Annotated in this window: 29 protein-coding genes; 28 read left to right on the top strand and 1 reads right to left on the bottom strand. The window is 51.9% G+C overall.

What is annotated here, in order from left to right; genetic code table 11:
* The first annotated feature begins 261 nt into the window (after nucleotides 1-261).
* The 19 genes from NSQ80_RS15185 (at nucleotide 262) to NSQ80_RS15095 (ending at nucleotide 16,155) form a co-directional block, all read left to right on the top strand.
* Complete coding sequence (locus tag NSQ80_RS15185; protein WP_009224272.1) at nucleotides 262-750, top strand: ArpU family phage packaging/lysis transcriptional regulator; 489 nt, start codon at nucleotides 262-264, stop codon at nucleotides 748-750.
* Nucleotides 751-1,138: 388 nt separating this feature from the next.
* The gene (locus tag NSQ80_RS15180) at nucleotides 1,139-1,624 is read left to right on the top strand and encodes a hypothetical protein (RefSeq protein ID WP_157273365.1); all 486 of its coding nucleotides are present in this window, start codon (nucleotides 1,139-1,141) and stop codon (nucleotides 1,622-1,624) included.
* Nucleotides 1,625-1,630: 6 nt separating this feature from the next.
* Nucleotides 1,631-1,855, top strand: a complete 225-nt coding sequence (locus NSQ80_RS15175; RefSeq protein ID WP_009224270.1) for a hypothetical protein — start codon at nucleotides 1,631-1,633, stop codon at nucleotides 1,853-1,855.
* Nucleotides 1,856-1,858: 3 nt separating this feature from the next.
* Complete coding sequence (locus NSQ80_RS15170) at nucleotides 1,859-3,316, top strand: phage tail sheath family protein (protein WP_339299720.1); 1,458 nt, start codon at nucleotides 1,859-1,861, stop codon at nucleotides 3,314-3,316.
* 33 nt (nucleotides 3,317-3,349) lie between these two features.
* Nucleotides 3,350-3,766: a phage tail tube protein gene (locus NSQ80_RS15165; protein WP_339299718.1), complete on the top strand. Its 417-nt coding sequence runs from the start codon at nucleotides 3,350-3,352 to the stop codon at nucleotides 3,764-3,766.
* Between the two features lie 397 nt (nucleotides 3,767-4,163).
* A complete protein-coding gene (locus tag NSQ80_RS15160; RefSeq protein ID WP_339299716.1) occupies nucleotides 4,164-4,649 on the top strand; it encodes a hypothetical protein in 486 nt (161 codons plus the stop codon).
* 487 nt (nucleotides 4,650-5,136) lie between these two features.
* A complete protein-coding gene (locus tag NSQ80_RS15155; protein WP_339299006.1) occupies nucleotides 5,137-6,336 on the top strand; it encodes an IS4 family transposase in 1,200 nt (399 codons plus the stop codon).
* Nucleotides 6,337-6,664: 328 nt separating this feature from the next.
* Entirely contained in the window at nucleotides 6,665-8,290 is a 1,626-nt protein-coding gene (locus NSQ80_RS15150; protein ID WP_339299714.1) for a hypothetical protein, read from the top strand.
* 19 nt (nucleotides 8,291-8,309) lie between these two features.
* The gene (locus tag NSQ80_RS15145; protein ID WP_339299712.1) at nucleotides 8,310-8,951 is read left to right on the top strand and encodes a LysM peptidoglycan-binding domain-containing protein; all 642 of its coding nucleotides are present in this window, start codon (nucleotides 8,310-8,312) and stop codon (nucleotides 8,949-8,951) included.
* Nucleotides 8,948-9,946 carry a phage portal protein gene (locus NSQ80_RS15140; RefSeq protein ID WP_339299711.1) on the top strand — a complete coding sequence of 333 codons (999 nt, stop codon included), beginning with the start codon at nucleotides 8,948-8,950 and terminating at the stop codon, nucleotides 9,944-9,946. The genes NSQ80_RS15145 and NSQ80_RS15140 overlap by 4 nt, the downstream gene beginning before the upstream one ends.
* On the top strand, nucleotides 9,936-10,337 hold the full coding sequence (locus tag NSQ80_RS15135) for a hypothetical protein (protein WP_260070965.1): 402 nt from the start codon (nucleotides 9,936-9,938) through the stop codon (nucleotides 10,335-10,337). The genes NSQ80_RS15140 and NSQ80_RS15135 overlap by 11 nt, the downstream gene beginning before the upstream one ends.
* The gene (locus NSQ80_RS15130; RefSeq protein ID WP_339299708.1) at nucleotides 10,330-10,791 is read left to right on the top strand and encodes a DUF2634 domain-containing protein; all 462 of its coding nucleotides are present in this window, start codon (nucleotides 10,330-10,332) and stop codon (nucleotides 10,789-10,791) included. The genes NSQ80_RS15135 and NSQ80_RS15130 overlap by 8 nt, the downstream gene beginning before the upstream one ends.
* On the top strand, nucleotides 10,791-11,909 hold the full coding sequence (locus tag NSQ80_RS15125) for a baseplate J/gp47 family protein (protein ID WP_339299706.1): 1,119 nt from the start codon (nucleotides 10,791-10,793) through the stop codon (nucleotides 11,907-11,909). The genes NSQ80_RS15130 and NSQ80_RS15125 overlap by 1 nt, the downstream gene beginning before the upstream one ends.
* Nucleotides 11,902-12,528 (top strand): YmfQ family protein, encoded by a 627-nt coding sequence (locus NSQ80_RS15120; protein ID WP_323077254.1) that lies wholly within the window; start codon nucleotides 11,902-11,904, stop codon nucleotides 12,526-12,528. Before NSQ80_RS15125 ends, NSQ80_RS15120 begins: the two co-directional genes overlap by 8 nt.
* Nucleotides 12,518-13,849, top strand: a complete 1,332-nt coding sequence (locus NSQ80_RS15115) for a GDSL-type esterase/lipase family protein (RefSeq protein ID WP_339299703.1) — start codon at nucleotides 12,518-12,520, stop codon at nucleotides 13,847-13,849. Before NSQ80_RS15120 ends, NSQ80_RS15115 begins: the two co-directional genes overlap by 11 nt.
* A gap of 107 nt (nucleotides 13,850-13,956) precedes the next feature.
* Nucleotides 13,957-14,244 (top strand): hypothetical protein, encoded by a 288-nt coding sequence (locus NSQ80_RS15110; RefSeq protein ID WP_009224258.1) that lies wholly within the window; start codon nucleotides 13,957-13,959, stop codon nucleotides 14,242-14,244.
* Between the two features lie 362 nt (nucleotides 14,245-14,606).
* Nucleotides 14,607-15,539: a peptidoglycan recognition family protein gene (locus NSQ80_RS15105; RefSeq protein WP_339299699.1), complete on the top strand. Its 933-nt coding sequence runs from the start codon at nucleotides 14,607-14,609 to the stop codon at nucleotides 15,537-15,539.
* A 20-nt stretch (nucleotides 15,540-15,559) separates the two neighbouring features.
* On the top strand, nucleotides 15,560-15,838 hold the full coding sequence (locus NSQ80_RS15100; RefSeq protein ID WP_009224256.1) for a holin: 279 nt from the start codon (nucleotides 15,560-15,562) through the stop codon (nucleotides 15,836-15,838).
* Between the two features lie 110 nt (nucleotides 15,839-15,948).
* Nucleotides 15,949-16,155, top strand: coding sequence for a hypothetical protein (locus NSQ80_RS15095; RefSeq protein WP_339302177.1), 207 nt, complete (start codon nucleotides 15,949-15,951; stop codon nucleotides 16,153-16,155).
* Between the two features lie 241 nt (nucleotides 16,156-16,396).
* Here NSQ80_RS15095 and NSQ80_RS15090 read toward each other — a convergent pair whose 3' ends face one another.
* On the bottom strand, nucleotides 16,397-16,510 hold the full coding sequence (locus NSQ80_RS15090) for a putative holin-like toxin (protein ID WP_339299696.1): 114 nt from the start codon (nucleotides 16,508-16,510) through the stop codon (nucleotides 16,397-16,399).
* Nucleotides 16,511-16,877: 367 nt separating this feature from the next.
* Here NSQ80_RS15090 and NSQ80_RS15085 point away from each other — a divergent pair, with 367 nt between their 5' ends.
* From NSQ80_RS15085 to NSQ80_RS15045, 9 genes are all read left to right on the top strand, one after another.
* Nucleotides 16,878-17,990 carry an amidohydrolase/deacetylase family metallohydrolase gene (locus NSQ80_RS15085; RefSeq protein WP_339302176.1) on the top strand — a complete coding sequence of 371 codons (1,113 nt, stop codon included), beginning with the start codon at nucleotides 16,878-16,880 and terminating at the stop codon, nucleotides 17,988-17,990.
* The gene (locus NSQ80_RS15080) at nucleotides 17,956-19,059 is read left to right on the top strand and encodes a DgaE family pyridoxal phosphate-dependent ammonia lyase (RefSeq protein ID WP_339299694.1); all 1,104 of its coding nucleotides are present in this window, start codon (nucleotides 17,956-17,958) and stop codon (nucleotides 19,057-19,059) included. The genes NSQ80_RS15085 and NSQ80_RS15080 overlap by 35 nt, the downstream gene beginning before the upstream one ends.
* Before the next feature lies 1 nt (nucleotide 19,060).
* Nucleotides 19,061-19,816 (top strand): KDGP aldolase family protein, encoded by a 756-nt coding sequence (locus NSQ80_RS15075; protein ID WP_339299692.1) that lies wholly within the window; start codon nucleotides 19,061-19,063, stop codon nucleotides 19,814-19,816.
* Nucleotides 19,809-20,831, top strand: a complete 1,023-nt coding sequence (locus NSQ80_RS15070; protein WP_339299690.1) for a sugar kinase — start codon at nucleotides 19,809-19,811, stop codon at nucleotides 20,829-20,831. The genes NSQ80_RS15075 and NSQ80_RS15070 overlap by 8 nt, the downstream gene beginning before the upstream one ends.
* A gap of 11 nt (nucleotides 20,832-20,842) precedes the next feature.
* A complete protein-coding gene (locus NSQ80_RS15065; protein WP_009224250.1) occupies nucleotides 20,843-21,565 on the top strand; it encodes a GntR family transcriptional regulator in 723 nt (240 codons plus the stop codon).
* A 204-nt stretch (nucleotides 21,566-21,769) separates the two neighbouring features.
* Nucleotides 21,770-22,789: a glycosidase gene (locus tag NSQ80_RS15060; RefSeq protein ID WP_009224249.1), complete on the top strand. Its 1,020-nt coding sequence runs from the start codon at nucleotides 21,770-21,772 to the stop codon at nucleotides 22,787-22,789.
* Nucleotides 22,790-23,070: 281 nt separating this feature from the next.
* Complete coding sequence (locus tag NSQ80_RS15055; RefSeq protein WP_339299687.1) at nucleotides 23,071-24,399, top strand: extracellular solute-binding protein; 1,329 nt, start codon at nucleotides 23,071-23,073, stop codon at nucleotides 24,397-24,399.
* Nucleotides 24,400-24,510: 111 nt separating this feature from the next.
* Nucleotides 24,511-25,386, top strand: a complete 876-nt coding sequence (locus NSQ80_RS15050) for a sugar ABC transporter permease (RefSeq protein ID WP_260070978.1) — start codon at nucleotides 24,511-24,513, stop codon at nucleotides 25,384-25,386.
* A gap of 18 nt (nucleotides 25,387-25,404) precedes the next feature.
* Complete coding sequence (locus tag NSQ80_RS15045) at nucleotides 25,405-26,235, top strand: carbohydrate ABC transporter permease (RefSeq protein ID WP_028537387.1); 831 nt, start codon at nucleotides 25,405-25,407, stop codon at nucleotides 26,233-26,235.
* Nucleotides 26,236-26,241 lie beyond the last annotated feature (6 nt).

Here is a 26,241-nt window from a genome sequence, read left to right as displayed (position 1 = left end):
AGCACAAGTTGCCAAATTGGTAAAGCGAGATGGTAAGAATGGGATTTATTTATATTACCAAAATGGTAATTGTGAGGCTTGACATTACCAAAATGGCAACATATAATCAGGTTACGGTTACCAAATTGGTAAAAAAGAGGAGGTTGAAGGGGCTTTGTTCAAAGTTTGCAGGCTGTTCTAGACTTGGACAAGCTAATTGATTAGCCGGAGGGAAATGATATAACTTGCCAAAATGGCAATATACTATAGGAGGGGATTCAGATGGGGAGAAGACGCATTCATGTGTATCATGCTTTATTCGATTCATTGCCGGTGGACGAAGCAGCAACCCGAGCTGCGGTGGAAAAGTGGCTGGAAGAAGTCAGACGATACCGGCAGGTTGGATGGATTCGTAAGGAAGCGTTCATCACCGCACGATATGAGCCGCAGTTTCATGGTGCGACCCATGTTGTAAGTCAACCAACGGAACGAATTGCGATCGGGAACGTGGATAAGGAGGCGGAGCTGATTCGCAAATCAGAGCTGCTGGACCTTGCCATGGAGAGGTTATCGGAGGAGCAGCGAGAGGTGATACGACGCAGTTATTTGGATCAGAAGGGTGAGTACGATTTTATCAGCTGCGGCGAGATGGGCATCAGTGACCGGACCTACCGTCGCATCAAAGCCAGCGCCATCCGCCTTCTGGCGGCGGCTCTAAAGCTTGAGGTCTATAAAGAAGAACCGCAAACGGCAAAACACGGGGTCGGCTGAAAGCCGGCTTTTTTTCTGTTGTTATAAGAAAAATCAACGTTGTCCGATACCTGTCCGGTGGGTGTCCGTCAACTGTCCGTTCGCTTGGTTTTCCCCGTGTTACATTGGTAGCGTGGAAGATCAGGTTAAGGTTAACCAAATCATCGATAGCACGATGAGAACCGCTGAGCATGTCAGCGGTTTTTTGCTTTGGAAAGGAGGGGGGCGAGATGCAACATCAGAACAAAACGCCGCCGCATCCATCTGAGCCCGAATGGGTGCAGCCTTTGTGTTGCCAGGGGTGCATCTGGGGGCGGCTCGAGGGAACCAAGCAGTTTTGCAGCATGCCGCGCTGTATACACGGCGATTTCATGCTGGAAGGGAGGTGATTGCCATAGCAGAAGATGAGATGACTTTAGCTCCGGAATCGGTGCCAATCACAAGTGATCCTTGGATGACAGGATTAGCGAATTGGTCGTTAATGGTGCTGGGCTCCGAGTGGAAAGCCTACTGCGGAATGTGGCCGCAGGATGTGACTGCTCCGGGTGTGATGTGGCGGATGATCGGCATGGACGTACGGGCGTTGGGCCCCTCGTCTTATGAGATTCAAAAGCGGATGACGGCTTTTCTATTGGCGGAAGATGCGAACCAGGAACATGCTGCGCTACTGCGGCTGCTAGAAGCGCTGGGAACAGCGGTGAAAATCCCTCTGGATCCCGCGGCTAAGCGATATCTGCGAATTGTTGATCCGAAGCTGAGCTTGCAGCCGGAGGAAACCTCAGGGAGTCCGGCGGTACAAGGGCCGCTGACCGTCACGTTGCTTCAGCGCACGTCGAAACCGGTTGTGGAAGCGCCGCTGATGCAATCCGTTTTTTATCAATCGAAAATGAGGTGAATTGGTGTGGCAAGAAAAAAATCAAGGAGTCCTGAAACCGCATCGGCTTTAGCTGCGGCGGACGGCTCTAAGGGTTACCGTGTGGAGGAACTGATGGCCTGTTCCGAGACGTTGCTTGGCGTCAAGCCGGAAATTCTGGCCGGGGCGACGTTGGGAAGGGAAAGCAAATTACTTCAAATTTACGAGGCGAAACGGCTCGTTGATCAATTTTTGAGAAAGAAGGTGCTGTAAGTCATGGCAGGAGGAACATGGAATGTAACGGATCAACCGGTGTTGCCCGGGTTGTATATGAATTTCGTCAGCGCGGCGGTGAACGCCATCCAGGCGGGGGCGCGCGGCGTTGTGGTTGCCCCGGTTAAAGCCCACTGGGGGCCGGTTGGACAATTTGTGGAAGTTGGTAGTGAGGCTGCGATCCGGGAGTTGTTCCAGGAGGACGAATCGGAGGGGGCAACGGCATACAGTACGCTCTATCTCGCTTTGCTGGGTGGTCCGAAAAAACTGCTGGCTTACCGTCTGGCCGGGGCTTCCGCAACGGAGGCGTCGGTAACGCTTCAGGATGAGTCGGGTGCCGCAGTGCTGCGGGTGAAAGCGAAATATCCCGGCAAGCGCGGCAATAACTTCATCGTCTCGGTTAGCCCGAGTCTGTCGATTCCGGGCAGCAAGGAATTGAAGCTCCATGAAGGCACGGCTTTGCTGCGCACGTTCCCGTTGGGGGAAGGTTCGGTAGTTCAAGCGGCCGCAGCCATCAACGGTGATCCGACTAATACTTGGATCGCTGCTGAAGCATTGGGGGGCGGCACGCTGGCGGACGTCACCGGGGTGGCCTTAACCGGCGGGGACAGTGGGATCGCGGACCTCACGAACGCCGAGTACGCTTCGGCTTTGTCTGCGTTTGAGACGCAGGACTTCCACGTGCTAACGCTTGACGGCGTGTCGGATGCGGCTTTGCAGACCAGCGTTGCCGCTTGGGTGAAGCGCGTGCGCAGTGAAGGCAAAGGCGTCATCGCCGTGCTGGGCGGATCCGCCGCCGCCGATACCGCCGCCGACGCCATTAGCAAAGCGGTGGCGCGCAGCGCTGCCATCGATCACGAGGGCGTCGTGAACGTTGGAACCGGCGCGGTGCTGAACGGCCGGGCGTATTCGTCGGCGCAGGTGGCCGCCTGGGTCGCGGGCTTGATCGCCGGCCAGCCGCTGAAGGCGTCGACGACGTACGCGGCCGCGCCGTTCGACGACGTGACACGGCGCTGGACCCGCTCCGAGCAGGAGCAGGCGGTGCAAGGCGGCGTGTTCCTGCTCGTGCACGACGGCCGCCGGGTGAAGGCGCTGCGTGGCGTGAACAGCCTTGTCACGCTGCGCGAAGGGCAGAACAAAGGCTGGAAGAAGATCCGCAAGATTCGCGTCATGGACCAAATCAATGCGGACCTGCAGCGGACCGCCGAGGATGCCTATATCGGCAAGGTGAACAACACCGAGGAAGGCCGCCTGGCGCTGATTGGCGCAGGGAAGCAGTATCTGCAAACGTTGGCCGCCGAGAACGTGATCGAGGCGACCGGGTTTGATGTGACGCTGGATCCGCGTTTTTATGGCAACGCGCCGCAATTTACGCCGGAAGACGACCAGGTGTTCCTGGCTTGGACGGCGGATGATACCGATGTGATGGAACAAATTTTTGGCACGTTTTATGTGCAATAATTCGATTTTTCAAAATTGAGGAGGAGCTAACTAATGGCACAATTTCTTGATCCCGGCCGCGTGATTATGGGGACGTTTGGCCAGATTTTTATCGAAGGGGTATGGCAGTCGAATCTGAATCACCTGGAAGCCAGCGTTGAGGCAGAGAAAAAGAAGCTGAACCTCGTGGGCACCGATTATACGGTGTACAAGCTGGGACGCAAAAAAGGCACCGGCACGATGAGCGGCTACAAGGTCACGTCGGATATGATCACGCGCGGCTTTCAGAAATTTTCGATCATTCATAAGCTTGACGATCCGGAAGCCTACGGCTTTGAACGCATCCAGTTGAACAACTGCATGGTCGACAAAATCGTCCTGGCCAACTGGACCGCCGGCGAAGAAGTGACGGAGGAAACGCCGTTTACGTTCGAGTCGTACGAGTTGTTGGACCCGATTGTGGCGTCTTAAAGGGCCGTGGGCCGTATGGGTGGCGTATGAGGGGCGTATGGCAGGTGTCGTTGCTTACTTAGGGTAGAGGCACCCTGACGTGTGTACCTAGGCAGCTACGGGGTACGGTACTCCCTTTCGAACTCTCAGCGGCCCAATTGGCCTGGAATTAGCGGACATTTTGGGCGTTATTTCCGTTTATTTGCGCATAATGGGTGAAATAGCGGACTTTTTTGGCTCTAATTTGCGATTTGATGTCGTTGGACGCCTGGTTTGCGCTGATTTCGTGTTCATAAGGCCATGAAATGGTCTTATTTTTCGTTGGAGCCCGATTTTGTGTGGAGTAACGCCCATTTGTACCGCTATTGCTCAAGAGACACATTTGTATTTGGATTATCATCCGAAGGAGGAAGCGAGCATGAGTGAATATTCAGCTTTGGATCCGGTTCGCGAACAGGAAATTTTGGACGGGCTCTTTGAAACAGTGACGAATTTACCGGAAGAAACTGTATTTATCGGGCGATTGGGACTGCGTGTGACGCTGCGCGGCCTGACGTCCAGCAAAGTGGACGCGATCCGCGAACGTTGTACGGTGCGCAAGACGACCAAAGGGCAGGTGACCGAGAAGATCGACAGCGAGTTGTTTAACGCGGCGTTGATCAAAGAAGCCACATCGATGCTGGAAGTAGTGAAAAAAGCCGACAGCGGCGGAGATCACGGCGGGGAGCCGCAAAGTGTGAAGTTGAGCGGCTGGGACGACCCGCGCCTGACCAGCCGGTTGAAGCTGTCCGGCGGGGAAGAGGCGATCCGCCGATTGCTGCTGGCCGGGGAGCTCGACGCCGTAGGCGATAAAGTGCTGGAGATCTCCGGGTTTGGGGTCGACATCGATGACGTAAAAAACTAATCAGCTCCGGCGGCATGACGACGCTGCTGTTCCACATGTGGACGCGGCATCATCTTCGCCCCGGGGAATACTGGTCACTCCCGAAGGGAGAGCGCTTGCTGCTGCGGGCTTTTTCGGAACGTGAGTTGGAGATGTTGTGAGGTGCTGTGCGGTACTGTGGGGTGCTGAGGCTCTGGTCTTGGAGCCTTCGAGCTAGGCTCTACCCGCGTCAGTATGGTGGTTTGATGAGACTAACTGTAAAAAGTACCGTTAGTTTATTGACTTGGTGGGTGTAGAAGGCGATTAACTGGAATTCTTACCGTTAATTTTATGGAATTCAGCCCTACTCGCACTAGCGTTGCATTAACTTTTCAAACGATATTTCAAATCAACAATTTACTAAATTTGCAAATTATAGGCTGGTTTTCATGTACAAAAATAAAGAAATCCCCTAATGTTGAGTTGATCCAAAGGTTATCCATCAACCTCTCAACAAAAGGAGATTTCTATGGATAACAGTACAAATTTAAGTGTCATATGTCAATGTCTACAAATGTTAAATATTAATTCTTCCCGAGATAGCGTTTTGGATTATCGTGCTCGCAAGCTTTTTGTCGGTTCTTCCCTACTGCTGTTCATTGAAGCCCAGTTACAGCAACGAGAGTCTTATGCTGAAATGTCCGAGCATCTTGAAGCCAATGAAGATTTTCAAGCGATACTTGGTGGACTTGAAAGCATAAGCCCATCCCAACTCTCGCGGAAAATGAAGAAGCTTCCCCTAGAGAACCTTCACCTGCTTTTCATGCAAGTAACGAGACAAATCCAACAACTAACGGAGAGTAAGCCAGGAATCACGACTAAGATCGGAAAGCTCGCGATCATGGATTCTACTCAAATCACCTTGCCAGCGATTCTTTCCAAATGGGCTTACTGCTCTGCATCCAATCACGGCGTGAAAATGCACACTTCACTTCTAGTCGTCGACGCGAAGACGATGGTTCCAGATAAAATCATCGCCTCAACCAAAGATGTCGCAGACCACGAAGTTGCCCCAAACTTTACGGTCGATAAAGAAGTGACCTATGTGATGGACCGAGGCTATCAGGTGCACAAGCATTTTCAAGCCTGGGTGGACCAAGGGATGAAGTTTGTGGCTCGGGTTAAGGATAATACCCGATTGACGATCCTCAAGGAACGGGCTCTTCCCAAGCGGGGAGATTTCATTCGGGATGCGGATGTAACTCTGCCAGGGCAGCAAATGAAGTTGCGACTCATTGAGTTTCAGGATCAGCAAGGTCGTTTATATCGCCTTGTGACAAGTCGCATGGATTTGTCCGTGCACCAAATTGCAGATGTATATCGGCATCGTTGGCAAATCGAGCTATTCTTTAAATGGATTAAGCAACACCTCCGTTTAGTGAAGCCTCATGGGTACACCGCAGAAGCCATCTGGAACCAGATGTATATCGCGTTGATATCCTATGCTCTGTGCCTGTTGCTACGCCTGAAGCTAGAGTGCAAGCAAACCGTTTGGCAGTTACTTCGATTGATTCGACTCTATGCCGATCGGTCATGGACTAGGCTGCATGAAGCCTTATTCAAAAAGCCCACACGGAGCTCAAAAGGACGAACGAAGCGAAACGGTCGGCCCCCCAAGCAGGCGAACAAATCGATGAAGCCACGAATCATTGTAGAAGTATTGAACTAAATACTTAAATTTTAAAAAATGGGTAACGTGCGGGTCTAATCCCCTCTAAACTTTTTCAAATTTAAGCAAAGTGCGTCTGTAAAATATATACTAATCCGGTTTGTATATACTATATCGTTGTTCTGTATTTGTCTGAATCAAAGCAGAAAGAAGTCTTAATGCAACGCTAGTGCCCTACTCGGGAAAAACGGGCGAAATAACAGTAGGATTTCCAGTTAATTTGCGTGAAAGCGGGATTTTCCCAAAAATAACGGTAGGAAATCCTGTTATTTTTTCGTGGGATGGTTCCTGCCCGCTTAAATCCGAAAGAAAGGAGGCAAGACGACCTATGGCTAGAGATGACAATGACAAGCTTGAAATCAAGACCGACGACCGTGACGTTGATCGAACCGCGAAAAAGCTTCGCAGTCTGGACAAGCTGCTGCAGCAAACTCAGCGCCGAGCGGCGCTGCTCAGCAAAACCCGCATCAAGCCCATTCTCACCTTGGACGATCGCTTAACATCCGCAGCCCGAAAGGCCGAGGAAGCACTGGAACGTCTGCACCGGACGACGGTGAAGCCAACGGCGCAATTGAGCGATCGCGTCACTACCACAGCGCTGAGGCTTCGAGCTTCTCTCGCTTCACTAGCGGCCGAACCGTGGCAAGTTTCTATCACAGGTGTGAACTGGGAAACCGTGGTTGGTGATTCTTTTTCAAAGTGGATGAAGTCTGATGGGAAGAGCACGCTGGGACGGGTATCTGCGGCGATTGGAGAAGCGTTGGGAGAAGGAATAAAAAGTAAGATCATTGAGAGTCTAGGCATTGGAATAGATGAGGCGAGTGGAGGTAAGGGCTTAAATAGTGGAGGCTCAAGAATCTGGAAAAGAGCAAATCCCCCGCTTTTAAGTTTGCCGGTCTTTCCTATGCTAGACGCGTATGATTATCTATCTAACCGCTTGGCAGATAGGCCTCGTCATTCAATCGTTGATAATATTTTATCGATGCTGAACCCTATAACAATTGCTGAAAATTCAATGAGAGGCAATTGGGGACCTGTTAAAGTTACGCAAAAAGTCTTTTCTGGAATGGGCAAAGCATTTGAACCCATCTCTGCTCTTAGAGAAGATCATCCTAATATAATCAATTCGATAAAGTCGGTTTTAGAATTCGGCGGTAAAGTCATTAATGAAATATTCAAAGACCGATACAAAGAAGCGCTTGAAAGTAAGCTTACACAAGCCGCAAACTCCGTAAAGAAGTATTGGCTAGAAAAATGGCCAGGTTGGCGATCGCAACTTGAGACGAAAATCTCACCGAAGAAATTGGACCAACTCTCGGCGGCAGGTACAAAAGGTGCGCAGTTCTGGGGTAAAAGAGTAACTCCTTTTGTAAAAAAAATAGGAGGCTATGCGGGGCTTCTTATGGACGGCTATGAGATCTTTTCAGCTAAGCCTGGCAGGGAAAAAACTCAGAAAGTTACGTCTGCTATTTTAGGGGGGCTACTGGGCGCTGGAGGTGCAGCTCTCGGAACATTTACTGCTCCGGTAACTGGCGGTTGGGGCACGCTGCTTTTTCCTGCCCTTGGCGCTGCTGCAGGTGATTCATTAGGTGAACTATTGGGGGGGTATATATTTGATGTACTTTATGGGAAGAAAAAAACAAAACCCCTAGTGTATTCCAATCGAGTCATGGCTCCCAGCGTACAGGGAGTTACACGCCCGGGGACTAACGTGAACGTTCCCAAGGTTATGGGCACTCCAGTACCAAACTACTACCAATTGCCGGAAGAAGTGAAGTCAAAAATCGGTGGAGCTGGTTACAAACAAGCCCCAACCCCAGTCAATGTTTCCCTGTCAGAGGGTTCGATCAATTTAACGGTTAACAAAGAAAAGCTGGACTATCAAAAGTTGGCCGAAACCGCCGGCTGGAAAATCGCCAACGAAGTGCGGTTTGCGATGCAAAATCTGAAGTAGGGGAGGGGAGCAGGGACGTATGGAGATTCACTTAATTGACGGTACGGGACAAAATTTCGTGTTTCCCGTGAACCCGGAGGAGATTACGATCTCCCGGAGCAAAGGTGTGGAGACGGTGAATATCGTATCGCTGGGGGAATATGACTTTCCGGCTGGAGAGAGGGTGAAGGAGATCGCCTTCTCTTCTTTTTTTCCGGCGGCTTATGATCCGGGGTATTGCAACTATCAAAACCTCCCCGATCCGCAGGAGGCGATGAACCGGCTCACGACCATGATGAACAGCAAGTCGCCGGTTCGCATGATCATTACCGATACGGCCGTAAACGTGCTTGTGACCATCGCGGCTCATAACAGTACCTTTCGGGGTGGGGAGCCGGGGGACGTGTATTTTGATTTAACCGCTCGGACTTGGCGGGAGATGAAGGTGCACACTCAGGCGGATGCCGGCGGAGCAGCTTCGACAGCCAAATCCACCCGGCCGGACACGAAAAAGCCCGCAAAAACCTATGTCGTTAAATCAGGTGACACCTTGTCCAAAATCGCAAAGCTGGAGCTTGGTGACAGCTCGAAGTGGCAGCAGATCTATAATGCCAACCAAAAAATGATCGGCAAAGACCCGAACCGAATTAAGCCCGGTCAAAAGCTGGTGATGCCGCAGTGAGTTACGAAGTGGTGCTGCAAAACAAATACTACTTGCGGGAATTGGTTGAGAGCATCTCGCTCAAGGATTCACTCGCTCAAATTTCGTATCAGGGCACGATTGGGCTGAGGATTTCGGCTTCTTTTCCGGGGATTGAACCGGGGCAGGAGATTCGGATCAGCGGCGTGCCGTATAACGGTTCGGGCAGCGGCATTGCTGCTGGGGGCAAGATGGTTCCGTTGCTGCATCCGGGCGTGGTGTGGGATTGCTCCAGCACCTTGAGGCAGACGAAGCACATGACGGTGACGGTGTATGATCGGACGATTTATTTGGCGAAATCGGAGGATGAGTATCTTTTTCCGGCAGGGGGAACAGCAGCCCAGCGTCTTCAGAAATACGCGGCAGACTGGGGCATTCCACTTGATAAGGTACCAGATACAAAAACCAAGCTGAAAAAAGCCTTCTATCGTCCGCAAACCCTTTACAACATGATCTTGTCGGATCTGAAGGAGACGGTGAAGGCTGGCGGGGACATGTACGTGCCGCGAATGACACCAGCTGGATTAACCTTGTTCAAGATCGGCAGCAATGACGTGGTTTGGAAGCTGGAGCAACTGGAGGAAGCCACGCAAAATCGTACACTGGAAGGCTCGGTGACACGAGTGAAGGTCATCGGGACCGAGAACCGTGGCGATAGTGCACCTTCCAAGGTGTTGGCCGTAGCGAGCGGAGAGACTGCCAAATACGGCGTGCTGCAACGGATCGTGCAGGATGAGAACGTCAAAACCGCCGGTGCCGCCAAAAAATATGCCGAGTCCATGCTAACGGGCCTAAGGCAGTCTTATACCGTTACTTGCATCGATTTAAATACGATCCGGGCGGGGGATAAGGTGATTTTTAACGGGCTGAACCTGATTGTGACTTCCGTGTCGCATGAACTGGGGGATCCCGGGCATATGACGCTGGAGCTCGCGACGATGGACGACGTGAGAAGGAGGTATTTTCTTGAGCAATGATCCTTATGCGGCGTTGGCCGTTTCACTGCGGGAAAATGCAGCAAGAAAAGCTGCCGAAGTGCTAACCGGTGCGACGGCAGAGCTTGGGACCGTGACGGGCACGGGACTGAAGCTGGACAGTTTTAAGCATGAAATTCAAGAATACTATGTTGCAGAGTTCCCAGGCATCCTGAAGCTCCCGGAGTTGAAGATGACCGGAGAGGTCCGCGGGTTAAAAGACGGCGGAGGAGGCAGCGTTGAGGGCCAAGGGGAGTTTACATTTATGCCACCGGAAACGAAAGACACGGTGCTGTCGCTACAAATTCAACCCGGCGATCGCGTGCTGGCACTGCCGCTAAACGGCGGGAATGATGCAATTGTGCTATGCAGGGTGGTGAGCGGGAATGGCTAATCTTTTTCCGGAGGCGGTGGCGGATTCGTGGTTGGTTCCGGGACTGGACGAGCAGGAAGCGGTTGCGGATACGGTGACGTTTGGCCGGAGCTGGCGATTTGATTTTGATGCCGGGGAGTTCGTGATGACGCCTACGGGAAAAATCGCCCCTGCCGACGAGATCGCCGCCTGGAAGGTGTGGTGTGAAAAAGCGATCCGTACCCCGCGATATCGACATGTGATCTACTCCCGTGCGTATGGTCAGGAGTTTGAGGAGCTGATCGGCCAAGGCTATAGCCGGGCCGTTCAGGAAAGCGAAATCCGGCGGATCGCGACGGAGACGCTGATGGTGGACCCGCGGACGCTGAGCGTGGACGGGTTTGTTTTTGATTGGCGGGAGGATGGGTGTCGATTTACGTGCCGGGTCAAAAACGTGAGGGAAGATGAGTTGTTAGTGGAAGGGAGTGTGACGTGATGGCGGAATTGCCGCTTTATTTGCAGGATCAGACGGAAGAGCGGATTATGCAGCGAATGCTGGAACGGGTACCTTCGGATATGGATAAATCCGAGGGTTCTTTTATTTGGGATGCGGAAGCGCCGGTGGCCTTCATGCTGGCGGAGGCTGCGACGTGGGCACAACAATTGCTGGCGCGGGGATTTGCGAGCACGACGTATGGGGAGTATCTCGATCTCCGGGCGGCGGAGCATGGCGTTACACGGCGGCCGGCGGTGGCAGCGACTGGTATGGTGCAGTTTACTGGGGAGCCGGGGAAGACAGTTCCTGCGGGGACGATTGTGGCGACGCCGGCGGATGAGTATTCGGCGGAGGCGTCGATGGAATATGAAACGACGGCAGCCGTGACGTTGGATGAGAACGGAGTGGGGACGGCCCCAATTCGAGCGTTGGTTCCTGGCCGAGCGGGGGTTGTACCGGCGGGCGTCATCCAGGTGATGGCTACGCCCGTTAGTGGTTTGACGGCGGTTACGAACCCGGAGGCTACGCGGGGTGGAGCCGACATCGAGTCGGATGAGTTGCTGCTGGAGCGTTTTTTTTCACAGGTACGTAATCAGGGGACAAGTGGAAACAAGGCGCAATATTTGAAGTGGGCCGGTGAAGTGCCTGGCGTGGGCGGAGCACAGGTGGAACCGTTGTGGCAAGGTCCTGGCACGGTGGGGATCTACTTGCTGGATGCGGACAAGCGGGCGGCGAACGAGGAGATCGTTGCGGCGGCACAGGCATATATTGATCCGACGCAGGATGGGCAAGGCGAAGGTGTGGCACCTGCGGGAGCGATTGTTACGGTGATGGCTGCCGAGGAGGTGCCGATCGATATTCGCGTGAAGCTGACGCTGGCCAGCGGCGTGACAATGGCTGAAGTGAAGAAAAAAATCGAGGATGGCGTGCGGGCGTATTTAAAGCAGCTGGCTTTTGTTGACCCGTTGGTTCGGTTTACGCGGATCGCTGCGATTCTGCTGGACATTCCGCCGATCATCGACTATGCCGAGTTGACGGTGAATGGCAACGCAGACACCAATCTGGAGATCTATACGGGCCAGGTTGCCGTATTGGGGACGGTGGATGTGTATGAGTGAACCGATGCGGTGGGAGAAGGGAGAAGCTTTACGTGCGAGTACGAAGGAGTCTTTGCTGACCAGCCCCCGAGGGCGTGAGATGTTCTCCTATCTTCCGGGCTATTACGAGACTTCCCGGGTTATGCAGGCGGATATGAACGCCAAAGGTGCGGAGATGGACCTGCTGTTCGCGGCGCTGGACGAGACTTTTCAGCAGTTCTTTGTGCGCACGGCGACTTGGGGCCTGGACCGCTGGGAGAGCGAGCTTGGTATCGCGACTGACTTAAGTAAATCGCTGGACCAACGCCGTGCCGTCGTCGAATCCAAGCTGAGTGGCAGCGGGAAGTTCTCCGGGCGATTGGTGAAAAATGTGGCCGAGGCGTATGACCGGGGAAGGGTGGAGGTTTCTTTTCAGCCGGGGGAGTGGAGGTTTACGGTGAAGTTTGTGGATACCGTGGGCATTCCGCCGAACCTGGATGATCTGAAAGCGGCCATTGAGGAGTTGAAGCCAGCACATTTAAAAATGGAGTTTGAGTTTAACTACATGTTGATTCGTGATGTTCACGGAGTATTGACGCTTCATGAACTGGAACAAATCCCATTAAACAAATTTGCAGGAGGTGATCCGGTTGGCAACTAACACACCGAATCTCAATTTGCTTAAGAAAGATCCTATAGCCGACGGAAACGAAACCTTTAATATTCAAACAATGTTGAATGATAACTGGGATAAGATTGATGCGGCCATAGGAGAGATTGATATCCCTGATGCTTCGTTAACAGTGAAGGGGAAGGTGCAGCTTTCGAATGCAACCGATGGTACTCGGGAGGATGTGGCAGCGACTGAAAAGGCAGTGAAGTTGGTAAGTGATAGTGTTGCTTCACATTTGGCGGATGTTGAGCAGAATTTCAATGTTTTGGGAAACTGGTTTATTTCGTCACTAGAAGCAGGACAGATAACAAAGATTAGGGTAATTGGCGACTCTATAGCGGTTGGTCTTAACGTGCCAGGAGCGGGAGAAGACCCAGACGGGAGAGTAATTGTTGACCAAGGTGGCGTAGTAAAAAGAGAACCGCTAAAAACGCCTCCAGGATGGGTTAACTTATTCCGTAAGTATATTGAGGGAAAATTTCCAAATGTTGATTTTTTCAATGCTGGTGTTGGTGGCTGGTCGGTGAGCGAGGAAGGCGTGACGTATAGGGATCAATGGGTTGGTACAGACAATGACGTTGTGTTTGTCATCTTGGGTACTAACGATCGCAGTGCTGTAGCCGATGCGCAAGAGTTTGAAATGGCCTTAACTGAATTTTTGCAATATGTGGAGACAACTTGCAACCATCTTTTTGTAATTTCCCCATCTCCTACGCTAAACGATTTTGATTCCTCGGGTAATATCGTTTCGGGCAGAAATATCACGATGGATGTGATAGACCGGGTAACAACCAAGGTCTGCATCGAAAATAAATGGCCTCATTTTTCGTTTTACAGGGAGTTTTTAAAGTATTCCGCAGAAACACGAGCACCGCTGAATCAATTATTACAGTCTGATGGCGGCTCACATCCACTAGCATCTGGACATATGTTGATGTGGAAAATTATGCAATCAAAACTGGGTATTACTCAAGATACGTATAATTACGAAAATGAATTAATTACGGCAAGTAACAGCGGCAATTTGCAAATTATATACAAAACCGGGTCAACAGAAACGTCTTCAACCCCAATCACAAGTTATCCAGATCGCGCAATAACATATTTGCATGTATCGAATGCTACTGCAGCGGGTAGGGGATTTCCGGAGGGTATCGGCGGAACATTAATAACTACCCGAACAACGACAGATTCATACGCCTGGCAAGAGTATCATATAATCTACTCGAATAAAATCTATAGACGATACCAACTGCAAGGATCAGGCGGATGGTCCGCATGGACATTAATTTTTAATCCAAGTGCCTAATCGGATCAAACTATGCAACAAAAACTCGAACATTAAATAGTCTTTATAGTTTTTTCTGCCCTCGGTCCCCCGAGGGCTCTTCATTTTCCCCGAAAGAAGGTGTAATCATGGACATTACGATCATCACCGCGGTAACCTCCGTGCTGGCGGCGGTGAGCGGGATTGCGTTGGGGTGGGCGGGGCGTGCAAAGGCGGCGAGACGGGAGGCTGAGGAGTCGGCTGAAGCGGAGGCTGTGCAACGGGCGGATGTAGAGTACATCAAGCGGGGCGTAGACGACATGAAAATTGAACAAAAGCTGCAAGGCCAGCGATTTGAAGCCTTCTCCGAGCGGCTGACGCGCGTCGAGGAATCGGCGAAACAAGCCCATAAGCGAATCGATCGGCTAGAGGAATAAAGCTCTTGTGAATTATTGAGGTATATGGAAGAGTATGCTAAGATAACAATAGAAACAAGGAGGCTGCGCCACAGCCTCCCCGGTACAACACTTGGGTGGGAAACCTCCAAATGTACATCAGAGAATAACCCGCACCTTGGCGCTAACCTGGGCGGGTTATTTTAGTTAGAAAACTTCATATGCATCACATCCGATCCGGAGGCGCTACTCTCCCGTCCAAATTCATGCCAAATTATACCAGAGTCTGCTAAATATCGCAGGCTCTTTTGTTTTATGATGAAAATCCTAGAATCGTACTCACAAGTGCACAAGCGAAGGGGGCACCTTGCGGAATAGCATAAATGGAAGGGGTGAAATCGCTTATGGATACACAAAAGTACCGAATTGAAAGGCGATACATTGCAAAGCGGCCTAATGTCCGGCCAGGGACGAGGTTGACGACGGGAACCCCGGAGTTTTTTGTGGCGCATGACACAGGGAATCCGGGGGCAACGGCGGACAACCACTATGCCTATTTCAACTCGCTGAAGGATCGCACGGCCTCGGCCCATGTGTTTATTGATGATACAAAAATCCTTGAAATTATCCCGACAGGTACCGGCCCCGATCCTGCGGAGAAAGCCTGGCACGTGCTGTACAACGTGAAGACGGACAATGATTTATTTGGCTATGATGCCAACGATGCGGCCATCGGGGTGGAATTTTGCTACGGCGGGCGCATAAAATTTACGGAAGCGTACAAGCGGTATGTCTGGTATTTGGCTTATTGCTGTTACAAATGGAACAAGAACCCTTACGTCTTTATTCCATCTCACAGGCAACTTGACCCGGCGCGAAGACAGGATCCCGACAAAGCTCTGGCTACAGGCGGGAAAACGATGAACCGATTGCTGGACGATATCTCAGCCGAACTCAAGACCATGCGTACGCCTAGCCCGACGTCAAACTCGAATACGTCGTTTACGCCATTGCCCGCTTCCATCGCCCAGTCGTTGATCGATAACTATGTTTCCCCCGCATGGTTTGCTTCGCGTGCCAAGGGGGACCAGGTTGGCATGACGCATTTTCACAATTTGGCGAACAATCTTCGGGTGGCCTCAGGGATTCCGCTAGCTTCTTCGTCCACTCCCGGCCCACTGATTCCGCTGCCAAAAAGCAATGCACAGGAAATCATCTTCCGCTGGCTATCGCCGGCTTGGTTTAAGGCACGGGACGAAGGAAATATGGCACGGGCGCAGCATTTTCACAATCTTGCGAATTACCTGCGCCGGGCTGCGGGCATCCCGGAGCAATAAGAAGGAGGGAAGTCATCGTTATGCAAAACGAGATTTTAACCAATGTATTGGCGTTTGCCTCGGTCTTGTCCGTATTTGTATTAGCTTTGGTGCAACTCGTGAAAACGACCTTCAACCTGCCCAAAAATCTAATCCCTTTCATCGGCGTGATCATCGGCGTACTGGTCGGAGCAGCGGCGTACCCATTTACGGAAATGGAGCTGGTGCTGCGACTCTGGGCGGGCGGTTTGGCGGGTTTGTCGGCCACCGGGTTGTTTGAACTCGGGAACAATCGCCAGGGAAGAACGAAGGACAAATGAAGGGCTTACGGTCATAGAGCAGCGTGATCTTGCTTGGAGGGCATTTCCACTTGAATAAAGAACATTTGTTTGCATATAATACAAACAAATGTTCTTATATGGAGATGATCCTGGTGAAAAAATACATCGGTCGAACCGTAGAAATCATCTACGTTGACCGTACAGGCAAGATCACGCAGCGGCGGATCGAAGTTCATGATGTGCGGGGCGGTTTGGTTCGGGCGACATGCCTGACTTCCCATGCCCCTCGGGCTTTTCGGATCGATAACATATTAGCTTGTGTACCTGTGGCAAAAGGGCGGCATACTGCCTCCTGAGCCTCCTATATTTTGGGCCGTTCGCTTTGCGAGCGGCCCTTATTTTGCATTTTTCAAATCAGGATGGTTGGTAGGTGCATTGTCAATACGTTTTTCTTTGTGATAGAATGAAAGCAAATAATCTCCATAAAATAAAGAGTGAAGATGCGGGAACATCTTCACTCTAACAACAGCCGCTTTGAAGAGCGGTCGGCTGTAGTTGGTAAAAGGAATAGACCCTTACCTACCACAAATGGGGGGTCTATTTCTTTTTGTTTTGGTTTGACGTAGCTACGATCGTAATGACCAAACCGATGAGTGCTATTAATAGCGCTCCGAATTGGATTATCAGAGACAGTGCGTCTTTAACCTCCACAGGCATCACCTCCCATCGGGGAGACTAGCCGACCACCCATTTAAGCCTTCTGTTGTCAGGACTATTATACCATATTTGGTAGAGTTAGTATAAAAGCTGCGAATTACTAGAATCCCCCGGTCACTTGCAAAGTGATACGGGGGTTTTTTTGCTTAATGCACAGTGTAAATTTACAACTTTTTCGGATATTATCGTAATTTCATGGGATATTTCCTGGATTCCCGGGAGGTTAAGATTAAATTAAGCGTAAGAGAAATGCAACAGCAAAACATTATAACGTTATATTCTCAAGAGCGAAATTCCGTGTTATGCTAAATCCAATCGGAGGCAGGCATGACAACGATCCATTAAAAAGAGGCGAGCTATGATGAAGGAAAGAGTCGTTTACCGCCATCTCAAAAGAGTTAACGGGGAAGAGATCGACATCGTTATCGAGGACGGCATCATCGCTGAGATCACTGGAGCCGGTCAGGCTCGCGGCGATCGGGAATGGGATGGGACCGACCTATACGTGTCCAGCGGTTGGATCGATATGCATGTCCACGCGTTTCCGGAATTCGACCCGTATGGCGATGAAATTGATGAGATCGGCGTGAAGCAAGGCGTCACGACGATCGTGGACGCTGGCAGCTGCGGCGCGGACCGGATTGGCGATCTTGTGGCCAGCGGCAAGCGGGCGGAGACCAATTTGCTGGCTTTTTTGAACATCTCGCGGATCGGTCTGAAACGCATCGACGAGCTGTCTGAATTAGCTTGGATCGACCGTGAGCTCCTGAAGGCCGCGCTCGCCGATTATCGCGACTCCATCGTTGGCCTGAAAGCGCGAATCAGCCAAAGCGTAGTCCGCGAAAACGAGGTCACTCCGCTGCGCATCTCGCGGGAGCTGTCGCTTGAGACAGGAATGCCGCTTATGGTGCATATCGGATCGGCGCCGCCCGATATCAGGGAGGTCATTCCGCTGTTGCAACGAAAAGATATCATTACCCATTATCTCAACGGTAAAGCGAACAATTTGTTTGACGAAGCGGGCGAACCGCTCCCGGTGTTAACCGAGGCGATCGGCCGAGGGGTGCATCTTGATGTGGGCCATGGCACGGCGAGCTTCTCGTTTCGGGTGGCCGAGGCGGCGAAGCGACAAGGGATCCACCCCGACACGATCAGCACCGACATCTACCGGGGGAACCGGCTGAACGGTCCGGTGTACAGTATGGCCAATGTGTTAAGCAAATTCCTCTATCTCGGTTATCCGCTTGAAGAAGTTATTGCTGCGGTAACCACTCGTGCCGCACAATGGCTGGGCCGAGAAGAGCTTGGCCGTATACAGGTCGGGGACCCGGCCCATTTAACGTTGTTTGCCGTTAAGGAAGAACCTGTGGAACTCGTTGATTCGGAAGGAGAACGGCGCGTCTCGAACCGCCGTATCGAAGCTAAAGGAGTGATCGTCCATGGAAAATTCATTGAATGCAAAGTACGGGCTTAAGCGCGTGATCAACGCCAGCGGGCGGATGAGCATCCTTGGTGTATCCGCGCCAAGTGACACGGTGATGGAAGCGATGAAGCGCGGCGGCCAAAGCTACGTCGAAATCGCCGACCTCGTTGACAAGGCGGGAGACTATGTCGCTAAGCACGTGGGATCGGAGGCGGCGGTGGTCGTAAACTCGGCCTCCAGCGGCATCGCTTTGTCGATAGCGGCGATTGTGACGCAGGGCGACCGGCGTAAAAGCTTACGTCTGCATCAGGAGGAAATCCCCCGTAACGAAATCATTATGCTGAAGGGCCACAACGTGCAGTACGGCGCTCCCGTGGAAACGATGGTGTACCTCGGCGGCGGCAAGCTGGTTGAGGTTGGCTACGCTAACGAAGGGCGGGCCGAGCATATCGAAGACGCGATCGGCGACAGAACCGCGGCGATTCTATATGTGAAATCGCACCACGCCGTGCAGAAGAACATGATCTCCGTCGAAGAGGCGTGGGAGGTCGCGAAACGGAATCAAATACCGATGATCGTCGACGCAGCGGCGGAGGAGGATCTGCAAAAATACGTGAAGTTCTCCGACTTGGCCATTTACAGCGGCTCCAAGGCGATCGAGGGCCCGACCTCCGGTATCGTTGCCGGAAAACGCACGTACATCGAATGGGTGAAGGTACAGCTGCACGGCATTGGTCGGAGCATGAAGGTGGGCAAGGAAACGACCTTTGGTCTGCTGCAAGCTCTGGACGAATACGCCGTCAAACCAGACAACAGCGAGCGCGAGAAAGAGGCTTTGCAGACCTTGATGCCGTTGAGTGAGCTCCCGGGAATCCGGGTCTCCATCGTGCAGGACGAAGCCGGGCGAGCGATTTACCGGGCCCGGGTGCAGGTCGACCCGCAGCAAGCCGGAATGACGGCGAAGGAGATGGTACATGCGCTGCAAACCGGCGAAATTGCCATTTACACCCGGGATTATGGAGTTAGACAAGGGTATTTTGATATCGATCCTCGCCCGCTGATGGGGGACGATATCCAGATCATTGCCGCAAAAATTCGCGAATTGGCAGGAGGACGTTAAGATGTCGCAAATCGCAAAACGTTTTTATAAAAATCGGGTAGCCCTCAACGTACTAGCTAAAGATATTGCGAACGCCAAGGCAGTGTTCGAAGCCGCGGAAGGTCATGTTCTCGTTGGGGTCCTTTCCAAGGACTACCCTACTGTTGAGGAAGCCGTAACGGCGATGAAAGCTTACGGCCGGGAAATCGACGATGCGGTGTCGATTGGCCTTGGCGCCGGCGATAATCGCCAAGCGGCAGTCGTTGCCGAGATCGCCAAGCGTTATGCCGGCAGCCACATCAATCAGGTGTTCCCGGCTGTTGGGGCGACCCGGGCGAATCTTGGCGGGCAAGACAGCTGGATCAACAGCCTGGTATCCCCGACAGGGCAACCGGGATACGTGAACATCTCCACCGGCCCGGCCAGCGCCGCCCAGGAGAAGCCGGCGATCGTTCCGGTTGAAGCGGCGATCGCGCTGGTGCGTGATATGGGCGGCAACGCGCTCAAATATTTCCCGATGCAAGGCTTAAGCCGCGAAGAAGAGCTTCGCGCGGTGGCGGCTGCTTGTGCGAAGGAAAATTTTGCGCTGGAGCCGACCGGTGGAATCGACCTGGACAATTTCGAGCCGATCCTGCGCATTGCCTTGGAATCCGGCGTACCGCAGGTCATTCCGCACGTATATACCTCGATCATCGACAAGGAGACCGGTTACACCCGCACCGAAGACGTGCTGCAGCTGACCAAAATCATGAAACAGCTGGCGGATGCTTATGCCTAACCGCCGCATAGCAGCCTTCGGTGAAGTGATGATGCGTCTGCAGGTCCCGGGGTACGAGACGTTAGCGCAGGCGGATACGTTGAAGTATTCTTTTTCAGGTACCGGAGTAAATGTGGTGTCGGCCTTATCCCGCTATGGGCATGTTGGTGCACTGGTTACGCGGTTGCCGGATAATCCGCTGGGCGATGCCGCCGTCGCCTATCTACGCAAGCTGGGCATTGACACCGCCCACGTTGTCCGGGGAGGCAAGTACGTAGGCATGTACTTATTGGAGAACGGCTTTGGTGTGCGTCCCAGCCGCGTCACATACTCGAACCGGTTGGACAGTAGCTTTAACACCGCGCCGGAAGGAACCTACGATTTCGAAAACATCGCCGCCAGCATGGAGGCGATCCATTTCGACGGGATTACGCTGGCAATGAACGACGGCGTACGATCCCACATGAAGGCGCTCGCCGAAGCGGTTAAGCGGCAGGGGGGCAAGGTGATTTTTGATTGCAACTACCGGCCGTCCCTTTGGGGAGAAGGCGGATATGCCCAGGCGAAACCGCATTATGAAGCGATGCTGCGGTTGGCGGACATCGTGATGATGAATGAAAAGGATGCACTGCTGACCTTGGGAATGGCCACGGACCAACAGGACCGGGAGGAGCAGCTGAAGGAGCTGATTCCGGCCGTGGCAGCAAACTATGGCATTTCCGTAATTGCCGGAACGCACCGCCAAATCCACCGCAACAATACGCATTCGCTGCGCGGATTTCTGTACAAGGGGGAACGTTTTGCGTTCTCTGATCAGCTCACGTTCTCCGTCTATGATAGAATAGGGGCAGGAGACGCTTTTGCGAGCGGGATTATCCATGGGGAGTTGGAGGGCTTTGCCCTGGAGAAGACTGTCCGGTTTGCGGCGGCAGCGGGCATGCTGGCCCATACCGTGCCGGGCGATACCCCGATGGCGACGGAGGCCGAAATCCTTCGGGCGATGGAGCAATCCGCCGCTGGCGATGTGGAAAGGTAGGGAACAGGTTCGTGATGTTGTCCCGCAAAGATAGACCGTTATATTTACAAATCAAAAACATCTTGAAGGAACGTATCTTACACGGCGTATACCCGCTAGGTTCGAATATCCCTTCTGAGCCTCAGCTGGAGCAGGAGTTTGCTGTCAGTAAAATCACCGTCCGCGGTGCGATTCAGGAGCTCGTCCAGGAAGGCTATCTGGAGAAGGGCAGCGGCAAAGGCACCAAAGTGATCCGCAATAAAGCCGCCTCCAAGTGGTCGAAATGGAAGCACTTCACGGAGATTCTGGTGGAGGAAAGCCATCAGATCCGCAAGGAGTGGCTTCGCGCTGAGACGGTGCGCAACGAGGCGGGCTCCGAGCTTCACCAGCTGTTCGGGGAGCGTTGCTTGAAGCTGGAACGTGCGTATTATCTCGACGGTGAGCCGTATATTTTTTACGAGCATTATTTGGCCGCCCCTTGGAAAGAACCCTCGGAACCGGAGCTTGAAGATTTCCGCGACCATTCGCTCTATGAAGTTCTGGAGGAGTGGGGCGTATCGCTGGACAAGCTGAGGGACGAGTTCGCGGTGTCGCTTCCGCCAGCCGAGGCAAAGCAGTTTTTGCGGTTAGCCGACGGGGTGCCCGTGCTCAAGCGTTCGCGTTATTCGCGGGATGTCCAAGGAAGACTGGCCGAATATAGCATCGGCTACTATAATACGGAGCTGCAAAGTTACATCGTTGATTATGACGCATAACGCGGTTGCTCGAATGAACATCAGACCCCAGATTGTTGCTCTAAATGCAACGACCTGGGGATTTTTTATGCGAAAAAAATGATCAGAAATTATTCAGATGTTTTCGAAAGTTTATGGGATATTTCCGCCAGAACGCCGGGGCTATAATAACAATACAGATTTTTATATCTAGATTGTTATAGGGGTTTAGGAGGAGGAGCGCAGATGAAGATCACGAGACATCCGGAAAATCCAATCGTGGTACCGGGCGGTTTTGAATGGAGAAAAGTAACCGTATTCAACCCGGCGGTGATCATCGATAACGGCAAATTTTATATGATCGAACGGACGGCGGGATCGCTGACACCGTGCAAAAACTACCTGGGGTTGTTGGAAAGCGAAGACGGTGTCCATTTCACCCACGTAAAGGACGAGCCCATCGTTACGCCGGACATGCTGGGGTTCCCGTACGGCAGCGTGCAGGACCCGCGGATCGTTAAAATCGACGATACGTTTTATATGAACTATGCGCTGCGTCCATGTGCAATGAGCTACTATCCGACGGGACGAGGCGTTCCAGAGCGTTCGATTCCGAAATACCCGGACGGATGGGGCGAGCAGGAAGGCCATTGGTTGACGCGTTCATCCATCCTTGCCTCCAAGAACCTGATCGACTGGGAATTCGTCGCCGACACGACGCCGCTGGACATCAATGACCGCGACAACATCCTGTTCCCCGAGAAGATTAACGGCAAGTTCGTGCTGCTGCGGCGGCCGGAGGAATACGTAGGCGAAGCGTACGGCACGGAAAAAGCGGCGATGTGGATCACCTACTCCGAGGATTTAATCCATTGGGAAGAGCCGAAGCTGCTGGCGAAAGCGGAGAACATGGCTTGGGAATCGCGCAAAATCGGAGGATCGACGCCGCCGGTGCGGACGGATCGCGGATGGCTCGTGCTCTATCACGGCGTGGACGACGAGGTGGTTTACCGCGTGGGGGCTATGCTGCTGGATCTGGAGAACCCGGAGAAGATCATCGCCCGCACGAAAAACTTCATCATGGAGCCGGAAACGTACTACGAAAAATTCGGCTACCAGATTCCAAACGTCATTTTCCCGACGGGGAATGTCGTCAAAGACGGGTTGCTCTACATCTACTACGGGGTAACGGATACCGCGATCGCGCTGGCGACAGTGCCGTTGGATGAACTCGTGGATTATATTCTGAATGAGCCGCAAGACTAAAGGTTGCCTTTGAATAACCGCACTAAAGCGGTTTTTCAAAGAGTAAGACTTGCAAACGCTTCCCATAAATTATGTGAAAAAATATGACATGAATTTACGAGTTTGACAGGATATCCTTTAAAAATCGGCTAAATATTTCGGATATAATCGAAAATTTATGGGATATAGTCGATCGGAGTTGGCTTTTATAATAAGTCATATAACAGGTGTCGAAATAAAAGCGTTCATCTCCTGTTATGTTTATGGAAGTCATCAAAAATAACAAGAGAAGAGGGTTGATTATGGGCAAAACAAACAGAGGCAAGAAATGGGTATTGCTCGGTTTGGTTGCGGTGCTGACGCTGTTCGCGGCGGCCTGCGGCAAAGAAAACGCGTCAGGCGGTAACAGCACCGGCAACGCCGGCGGAGCAAACGAAGCGGAAACAATTACTTTGAACATGATGCATCCTTGGACTTCCCCGAACGTGGACAACGAAGTCTACAAAGCGCGGATCGCCGAGTTCGAGAAGACGCACCCGAACATCGTGATCAAGCAGGATGGCGTTCCATCCGCCCAATATAAGACCAAGCTGCGCACGCTGGCAGCCGCCAACAACCTGTCCGACATCAACGTCGTTTGGCCGGGAGCGGACTTGACACCGCTTGTTGCCGGTAATCTGCTTCAGCCGATCAACGATCTCATGGACAACTGGGGTTCAATTTTGCCAGAAGCCGCACTTTCCGGATTTAACGTGGACGGACAACAATATGCGATCCCAACCAAACAAAACTTCGTAGATATCATTTACTACAATAAAGAGATGCTTAAACAAGTCGGCTATGATCAATTCCCTGACACCTACGATAAATTCATCGATGTAGTGAAAAAACTGAAAGCCGCGGGCATCACCCCGATATCTCTCGGCAATAAAGAACAGTGGCCGCTGCAATCGTCCTACATTTCGATCATTGGCGACCGGTTCACCGGAAGTGATTTCCTCCCGGCCGTGCTTGAAGGCAAAGCGAAATTTACCGATCCCGAGTTCGTAAAAGCTCTTTCGGTCATTGACGAGTTGAGTAAACTGGGCGCCTTTAATACGGATGCCAACAACATGGATTCCGTTCAAGGCCAGGACTACTTGATCCAAGGGAAAGCAGCGATGCATATTTCCTCCGCTACCGTTGACGCAAGAGTGCGGATTAACAACGAAGAGGGAGATAAATTTGGCATCGCCTTGTTCCCAAGTGTCGAAGGCGGTAAAGGCGATCTGAAGAAGAGCGCAGGTATTGTGCAATACGGCATTGCAATTAAGAGCGGCCTAGATGAGAAGAAGAAAGCGGCTGCTGAAGAGTTCTTGAAGTTTTTCGTCAACGAAGATTTGTATAAAGAACTGATCCGCAACGGGGTTGTCGTGCCAGCGAAGGTGGAAATTCCTGATGACGCCAGCCCGTATCTGAAGGAAATGCTGGCGCTGACCGGTAACGGAACCGCGCCGGTGTTCGACAGTGTCATTCCTACGCAGGTAGTAGACGTCTTGCAAAACGGACTGCAAGCGTTGACCGTAGGCCGCGGCACACCGGAAGAGCTGGCGAAGGAAGTTCAGGAAGCGATGGATAACTACCGAAATTGATCTCTTGAAATTGATCCTTCAATATCGATGCGTGATAGAAAACCCGATCCCCGGGTTTTCTTCATTCATCGGTGTTGAATCTACATTACGACATAAAGGAGGGAACCCCTGATGCAAACGTTACGAGGTGCGAAGCTGGCCATATTTATTGGTTTATTACCTGCCCTGGTCATCTATCTGGGGATCGCCATTGTACCGATTGGCGTGTCGCTGTACTACTCGTTAATGGACTGGAACGGCATCGGATCGATGAAGTTCGTTGGTCTGGATAATTTCGTGAAGATTCTGGGTGACGACATCTTCTGGCTGTCCGTCAAAAATAACGTCATCATTATGGTGACCGGCCTGATCGGCCAAATCCCGCTTGGGTTATTGCTCGCACTGTTGCTGAACCGCGGCCTGAAGGGCTCCGGGTTCTTTCGAACGGTAGGCTTTATGCCCGTCGTCATCTCCTCTGTCATGGTGTCCTTGATTTGGGGCATGGTTTATAACACGGAATACGGGATGTTAAATAACCTGCTGGGCATCGTGGGTCTCGATAGCTGGAAGCAGAACTGGCTTGGTGACGATCGTTGGTCCATGCTGTCGATCAGCCTTGCGTATATCTGGCAGAACTGTGGACTATATATGGTTATTTTTCTGGCCGCATTGCAAAACATTCCCGATGAGGTCAACGAAGCTGCCGAGCTGGATGGGGCCACCGGGCTGAAACGCACCTTCCGTATTACGATCCCGATGATTCGCAGTACGCTGATGGTTGGGGTTGTCTATAGCATCAGTAACTCCTTCCGCGTTTTCGACTTGATTCAGATCTTGACGGGCGGCGGTCCGGCGCACCAAACCGAGGTCATGACCATCCATATGTACAACAGCGCCTTTATGAATATGCGCTACGGATACGGCAGCGCAGTAGCGATCTTAATCCTGCTGTTCAGCTTGATCGTAATCTCGATCGTCAATCGCCTAGGCCGAGAAAAAGATGCCTAAGGAAAGGAGGGAATGGCCATGAGCATGAAGTCTGTAGGCTTCCGAATTTTGGCATACACTTTTTTAAGTCTATTCGCTATCATGAATATAGTCCCGCTGTTCTGGATGGTCGTTAACTCTTTCAAAAATGAACAGGAATACGCAGCCAGCCCGTTTTCGCTGCCGGAAGCCTTGCATTTTTCCAACTACGCGGAAGCGTGGCAAGTCGCGAATATGAATGTGTATTTTCTAAACAGTCTGTTTGTTACCTTTGCTTCATTAGCAGTCACCGTATTTTTAGGAGCCTTGGCCTCCTATTTCCTATCGCGGTTTCAATTTCGACTGCGCGGCATCACTTACGGCGTATTTCTGCTTGGCATGCTCGTGCCGATTCATGCAACATTGATTCCGATTTTTCTGATCATGCAGAAATTGCACTTGTTGGATACACATTTATCGTTGATTTTGCCGTATACGGCGTTCCACCTATCTTTAACGATCATTATTCTGGAGGGCTTCATGCGGGGATTCCCCAAAGACCTGGAGGAATCGGGCGTCATGGATGGCGCGGGTATTTTCCGAATCTTCTGGTCGATCATCCTCCCCATTACAAGACCTGCAATGGCTACCGTTATCATCCTCAACTTTATCTATAACTGGAATGAATATTTGTTCGCATTGGTATTAATCAGCTCGTCGGAGCTCAAGACGCTGCCGCTTGGCTTGGCCAACTTCGTCGGCATCGAAACGGCGAGTCTTACGTTGCAAATGGCAGCGCTGACGATGGCGCTGATTCCGATCATTATCTTCTATTTATTACTGCAAAAACAACTGGTTACCGGCATGACGGCAGGGGCTGTCAAAGGGTAACCGAGG

This window comes from Paenibacillus sp. FSL K6-2441 (assembly GCF_037964765.1).
Lineage (GTDB): Bacteria > Bacillota > Bacilli > Paenibacillales > Paenibacillaceae > Fontibacillus > Fontibacillus phoenicis.
This window is presented reverse-complemented; position numbering and strand designations above follow the sequence as displayed.